Source organism: Mesorhizobium sp. M7A.F.Ca.CA.002.15.2.1, assembly GCF_003998715.1.
GTDB lineage: Bacteria > Pseudomonadota > Alphaproteobacteria > Rhizobiales > Rhizobiaceae > Mesorhizobium > Mesorhizobium ciceri.
Genome location: NZ_RZPI01000355.1, coordinates 1 through 5,723, shown reverse-complemented (window position 1 = coordinate 5,723; position 5,723 = coordinate 1). Strand labels below are relative to the sequence as shown.

Genomic DNA, 5,723 nt, shown 5'->3' with positions numbered 1-5,723 from the left:
TTCAAGGCGAAAGACCGCTGGCGTCGCCGGAGACGGAAGGCTGCGCCGTGCTTTTCTGTGAGGCTGCCGGTTTCGCCTTGGGCTCGTCGCTCTTTGGGGATGTCTTCACGACCGGCGCAGCAGCCTCGGGCTTCGGCGTCGGAAGTTTTGCCGGAGGCTCAGCGGACACCGCTTCCGCTTCGGCGCCTTGCGGCTTGGCGTTGCCCTCGCCCGCCACCTTCAGCCGCACGATGGGCGAGCCGATGGCCACCGTGTCGCCGATCTCGGCGCCCAGCCACAGGATCTCGCCATCAACCGGCGAGGGGATTTCAACCGTCGCCTTGTCGGTCATGACTGCGGCGAGCACAGTGTCCTCGCGGACGATATCGCCGACCTTGACGTGCCATTCGACCAGCTCGGCCTCGGCGACGCCTTCGCCGACATCGGGCAGCTTGATGATGTGTTCGCCCATCTCAGGCTCCCATGGTTTCAAGCAAGGCACGGCCAACGCGGGCGGGACCGGGAAAATAATCCCACTCCTGCGCATGCGGATAGGGCGTGTCCCAGCCGGCAACGCGAGCAACCGGCGCTTCGAGGTGATAGAAACAGTTTTCCTGCACCAGCGCCGACAGCTCGGCGCCGAAGCCCGAGGTCAGCGTCGCCTCATGCACGATGACGCAGCGCCCGGTCTTTTTCACCGAGGCGACGATCGTATCGAGATCAAGCGGCAGCAGGGTCCTGAGGTCGATGATCTCGGCATCGATGCCGGTTTCTTCGACAGCCGCCTGCGCGACATAGACCATGGTGCCGTAGGCGAGCACGGTGAGGGCCGAGCCTGCCCTGCGGATCGCCGCCTTGCCGAGCGGCACCGTGTAGTGGCCGTCGGCCACCTCGCCCAGCTCATGCTTCGACCAGGGCGTCACCGGCCGGTCGTGATGACCATCGAACGGACCGTTGTAGAGCCGCTTCGGCTCGAGGAAGATCACCGGATCCGGATCCTCGATCGCCGCGATCAAAAGCCCCTTGGCGTCGTGCGGGTTGGACGGCACCACCGTCTTCAGCCCCGACACATGGGTGAACAGCGCCTCAGGGCTCTGGCTGTGCGTCTGGCCGCCAAAAATGCCGCCGCCGGTCGGCATGCGCACCACGATCGGGCAGGTGAAATCGCCGTTGGAGCGGTAGCGCAGCCGTGCCGCTTCCTGGGTCAGCTGGTCGTAGGCCGGGTACATGTAGTCGGCAAACTGAATTTCCACGCACGGCTTCAAGCCATAGGCGGCCATGCCTATGGCCGAGCCGACAATGCCGGATTCGTTGATCGGCGCATCGAAGCAGCGGCTCTTGCCGTATTTGGCCTGCAAGCCCTGCGTGCAGCGGAAGACGCCGCCGAAGAAGCCGACGTCCTCGCCGAACACGACGACTTTCTCGTCGCGCCCCATCGACACATCCATGGCATCGCGAATGGCCTCGATCATGGTCCGTCTCGGCATGGCTCAGACTCCCGCCTGCTGGCGCTGGCGCCTGAGATGCGGCGGCATCTCGGCATAGAGCCCCTCGAACATGTCGCGCGTCGACGGCTTGCCGCCGGCATGCAGCGTGCCGTGGCTTTCCGCTTCCTTCTGCGCCGCGATAACCGTGTCGAGGATTTCCGCCTCGGCCTGCGCGTGCCGCTCGTCCGACCAGACGCCGAGCGCGATGAGATGGTTCTTCAGCCGCACGATCGGGTCGCCGAGCGGCCAGGCGTCGGATTCGGTCTTCGGCCGGTAGGCGGACGGGTCGTCCGAGCTCGAATGTGCGCCGGCACGGTAGGTGACATATTCGACCAGCGTCGGCCCGAGATTGCTGCGCGCCCGCTCCGCCGCCCATTTGGCGACCGCATGCACCGCGAGATAGTCGTTGCCGTCGACGCGCAGTGACGGGATGCCGAAGCCGAGGCCCCTCGCCGCGAACGTGCCCGAACCGCCGCGCGCGATGCCTTGAAAGGTCGAGATCGCCCACTGGTTGTTGACGACATTGAGCACGACCGGCGCCTTGTAGGTGGAGGCGAACACCAGCGCCGAATGGAAATCGGACTCGGCCGTCGAGCCGTCGCCGATCCACGCGGCTGCGATGCGTGAATCGTTCGATATCGCCGAGGCCATCGCCCAGCCGACCGCCTGGATGTACTGCGTCGCCAGATTGCCGGAGATCGAGAAGAAGCCGTGCTCCTTCGAAGAATACATGACCGGCAATTGCCGGCCCTTCAGCGGGTCGGCTTCGTTGGAATAGATCTGGTTCATCATCGTGACCATCGGGTAGCCATCGGCAATCAGCAGCCCTGCCTGGCGATAGGTCGGAAAGTTCATGTCGCCCGGCGCCAGTGCCTTGCGGAAGGCGCAAGCCACAGCCTCTTCGCCCAGATGCTGCATGTAGAACGAGGTCTTGCCCTGCCGCTGCGCCATCTGCATGCGCGCATCGAAGGTCCGCAGCGTCATCATGTGGCGCAGGCCGGTGAGAAGTTCGTCGCTGGACAGCAGGCTGGCCCACGGGCCGACGGCCTCGCCAGTGCGGTTCAGCACGCGGATGATCGAGAAGGCATGATCGCGGATGGTGCGCGGATCGACATCGATCTCCGGGCGCGGCACAGAGCCGGCCTTGGGGATCGGCACATTGGAAAAGTCAGGCGTTCCGCCCGGCCGCACTTCCGGCTCCGGAACGTGGAAACGCAACATCCCAGCATCGGCCATGACCTTTGTCCTCCAATGTTGCCCGGAACAGATATTTGCATATCTGCGCCGCCAGTGCGAATTCGTCGGGTAGCCTGCGGACGTCGGTCCCGGCCACGCCGGCCGATCCAGCCTCCCGCACCCAAGATGAAGATATGTCCGCGAAATTTCTTGTCGATGTTGGGCGGTGGCGCGCAATTAGAGGGAAGGTTGGGCGAGGTTTGCCGGCAGATAAGGTGATTGGTCGACGAACTCGCGCCTTTCCTCTCCCCCGTCGATCGGGGGAGAGGAAGGGAGCCAAGGCTGGCCAACTCGCGCCCTTCCTCTCCCCCGTCGATCGGGGGAGAGGTGTCGAGCGAAGCTCGACGGAGTGGGGGTCGACCGTTCGCCCAAGCTGGATGCCGCCCCCACATCATGCTAACCAACCCGCCATGGCACAGAAGAAAGCATATGAGGTCGATGGCTGGCTCGCGAAGCCGGACCAGCGGATCTCCATCGTCCTGCTTTACGGCCCCGATCGCGGCCTCGTCTCCGAGCGAGCAAAGGCCTTTGCCGGCAAGACCGGCCTGCCGCTCGACGATCCCTTCTCGGTGGTCAGGCTGGAGGGGTCGGAGGTCGACCGAGACGAGGGCCGGCTGCTCGACGAGGCCCGCACCGTGCCGATGTTTTCCGACCGGCGCCTGCTGTGGGTGCGCAATGCCAGCGGCCAGAAGGCATTGGCCGACGACGTCAAGGCGCTGACGGCCGAGCCCGCGCGCGATGCGATCATTCTCATCGAGGCCGGCGACCTCAAGAAAGGTGTCGGCCTGCGCGCCATCGTCGAGGCGGCCGACAACGCCATGGCCCTGCCTTGCTATGCCGATGAAGCCCGCGACATCGACACCGTCATCGACGGCGAACTGGGCAGGGCCGGCATGTCGATGACCATGGAAGCGAGACAGGCGCTGCGCCGCAATCTCGGCGGCGACCGGCTGGCCTCGCGCGGTGAGATCGAGAAGCTTGTGCTCTACGCCCATGGCCAGACCGAGATCGGCCTGGAGGAGGTCAAAGCGATGTCAGGTGATGTCTCCGGCGCGTCTTTCGACGACGCGGTCGACGCGCTTCTCGAAGGCAAGATCGGCGACTTCGACACCGCCTTCACCCGCCATTGCCAGTCCGGCGGCCAGCCCTTCCTGGTGCTGTCCTCGGCAATGCGGCAGTTGCAGCAGATCCAGATCATGCGCGGCCAGATGGAGTCCGGCAACCGCAACGCCGCCTCGGTCGTTGCCGCCGCCCGCCCGCCGGTGTTTTTCTCCAGGCGCAAGCTGGTGGAGAAAGCGCTGGAACGCTGGAGCACCGAAGCGCTCGGCCGCGCGTTGACTCGGCTGCAGACGGCGGTGCTGCAGACCAGGCGGCGGCCGGATCTTTCCGTCGCGCTGGCAAGACAGGCGCTGCTTGGCATTGCGGTGGAGAGCAGCAGGTTGGCGCAGCGGTAGGAGAGCGATCCTCCTCTTCTCGGCGCCGAGCGCTGCCTCCATCGGTCAATTCATTGTCATGGCGCCCACCTGCTGGAAGGTTGGCAGCGCCTGTGGAAAGACCAGCACCGCCGCGCCGTAAAGAAGCAGAGCGATACCCGACACCTTTGCGATCCCACCTCCGGACGGGAGGGTCTTTTCCGCAAAGATCAGCAAGGTGACCACGGCCATTGCGGCGACGTTCATGATCCCGAGAGGAAAGAGGGCGAGAAACAAAAGCCAGCAGCAGCCCAGGCAAAAAAGTCCATGCTCCAGGCCCATGCGAACCGCACCCCAATAACCATCGCGCCATGAGGTCAGGATGAAGCCAATCGGCGTGCGGCATTTGGCCAGACACAGATCTTTCAGTGGGGAGAGTTGATAGGCGCCCCCAATCATCAGCAGCGCGCCGCCGATACGCGCGGCCGTCGCAGCGGACAAACCCACATGCCCGGCAAGCATCTCCGCACCCGCCGCACCGGCAAAGGCGATAACGCCCATCACGCCCCAAACCAGCATATACCCGGCCACGAACACCCAGCTCGAGACAAAGGTCTCGCCCCGGCTCTGTTTGCCGGCCTGGACCTGGTGAAACGTCAGGATCATGGGCGCGGCCGTCGGAAACATCATGGCAATCATCATGATCATCCAGATGGCAAGAAACAGCGGCGCCTTCATACCCATGGTGAGTGCGTACATTTCCATGCGCATGTCCGCGTCCATGCCCATCTGCTGCCAGACAAGCAGGGTCCACGCCGCCGCAGCGATAGCGATCAGCAGCGCGAGAATGATGTATCGCTGCAACGTCGGGGCCATGGACGAGGTCGTTCCGTGCTACGCTGCCTACGGCTACTGCTGCCCAGACCAATTGATCGGGGCGTAATGTCCGTTTCGGCGGGAATTGTCCCAGCTCATGCCATGATCGCTGAATGTACTGCCTTCCGCCCCCATCGCCAGGGCGAGCCAATCGGGATTGACAGGATGGCCTGTGGCCGCCCACATCTGCCCGTCCTCGCGCATTGTCGGCAGCGGCTCGACCGCCATCTGCATGACGCCCGCAATCTCCGCCGACCGCTTCTTGCCGTCTATCCGGTAGCTTATCGGCACCTTCTTGGCGCCAAGATTCGTGCCAATCATGAGTGCCAGCACCGCCATAGGGCCGCCCGCAGCGCCGGTGAAGATGGCACCTAGCGCCTCTGTTTGCCTGTCATCGGCCCGTTCGTCGATATAGGCGGCGGCCGTCCAATTGCCGTTTGCCATAGGACCCGGCGTGTGAGCGACCATCGCGACACTGAGCCCATCCAATCGAACGTCGCCGTAGTTGCCCGTGTTGATATGAAAGACCAAACCGACGTCGCAAACACCTTTCGTCGGCTTCGATGTCAGCTGCGCGTTGGTGGACAGCAGACAAGGACATACGACATCGCAGCTACAATTTTCGAAGTAACTTCCGGACAATTGCCAACGGACTGCCATTTGCACCTCCCACTTGCGTCAGGCGCGTCGGCATATCGCATTGGCGGGGCGGTGCCATTTCACGATTGTTGTA

At 64.0% G+C, this 5,723-nt stretch carries 5 protein-coding genes and 1 pseudogene; 1 reads left to right on the top strand and 5 read right to left on the bottom strand.

Going from position 1 to position 5,723, the window contains the following annotated elements; genetic code table 11:
* Positions 1-25: 25 nt before the first annotated feature.
* The 3 genes and pseudogenes from ENZ74_RS35720 to ENZ74_RS19565 form a co-directional block, all read right to left on the bottom strand.
* Positions 26-451: pseudogene (locus tag ENZ74_RS35720) on the bottom strand (biotin/lipoyl-containing protein); the annotation flags it as partial.
* A 1-nt stretch (position 452) separates the two neighbouring features.
* A complete protein-coding gene (locus tag ENZ74_RS19570; protein WP_013528742.1) occupies positions 453-1,466 on the bottom strand; it encodes an alpha-ketoacid dehydrogenase subunit beta in 1,014 nt (337 codons plus the stop codon).
* 3 nt (positions 1,467-1,469) lie between these two features.
* Complete coding sequence (locus ENZ74_RS19565) at positions 1,470-2,702, bottom strand: 3-methyl-2-oxobutanoate dehydrogenase (2-methylpropanoyl-transferring) subunit alpha (RefSeq protein ID WP_063169595.1); 1,233 nt, start codon at positions 2,700-2,702, stop codon at positions 1,470-1,472.
* 410 nt (positions 2,703-3,112) lie between these two features.
* On the opposite strand from ENZ74_RS19565, the gene holA reads away from it, so the two are divergent.
* The gene (gene holA / locus ENZ74_RS19560; protein WP_013528740.1) at positions 3,113-4,156 is read left to right on the top strand and encodes a DNA polymerase III subunit delta; all 1,044 of its coding nucleotides are present in this window, start codon (positions 3,113-3,115) and stop codon (positions 4,154-4,156) included.
* 45 nt (positions 4,157-4,201) lie between these two features.
* Here holA and ENZ74_RS19555 read toward each other — a convergent pair whose 3' ends face one another.
* Together ENZ74_RS19555 and ENZ74_RS19550 are read right to left on the bottom strand one after the other, a co-directional pair.
* Positions 4,202-4,990, bottom strand: coding sequence for a DUF2182 domain-containing protein (locus tag ENZ74_RS19555; RefSeq protein ID WP_013528739.1), 789 nt, complete (start codon positions 4,988-4,990; stop codon positions 4,202-4,204).
* Between the two features lie 33 nt (positions 4,991-5,023).
* Positions 5,024-5,650: a DUF1326 domain-containing protein gene (locus ENZ74_RS19550; RefSeq protein ID WP_063169596.1), complete on the bottom strand. Its 627-nt coding sequence runs from the start codon at positions 5,648-5,650 to the stop codon at positions 5,024-5,026.
* Positions 5,651-5,723 lie beyond the last annotated feature (73 nt).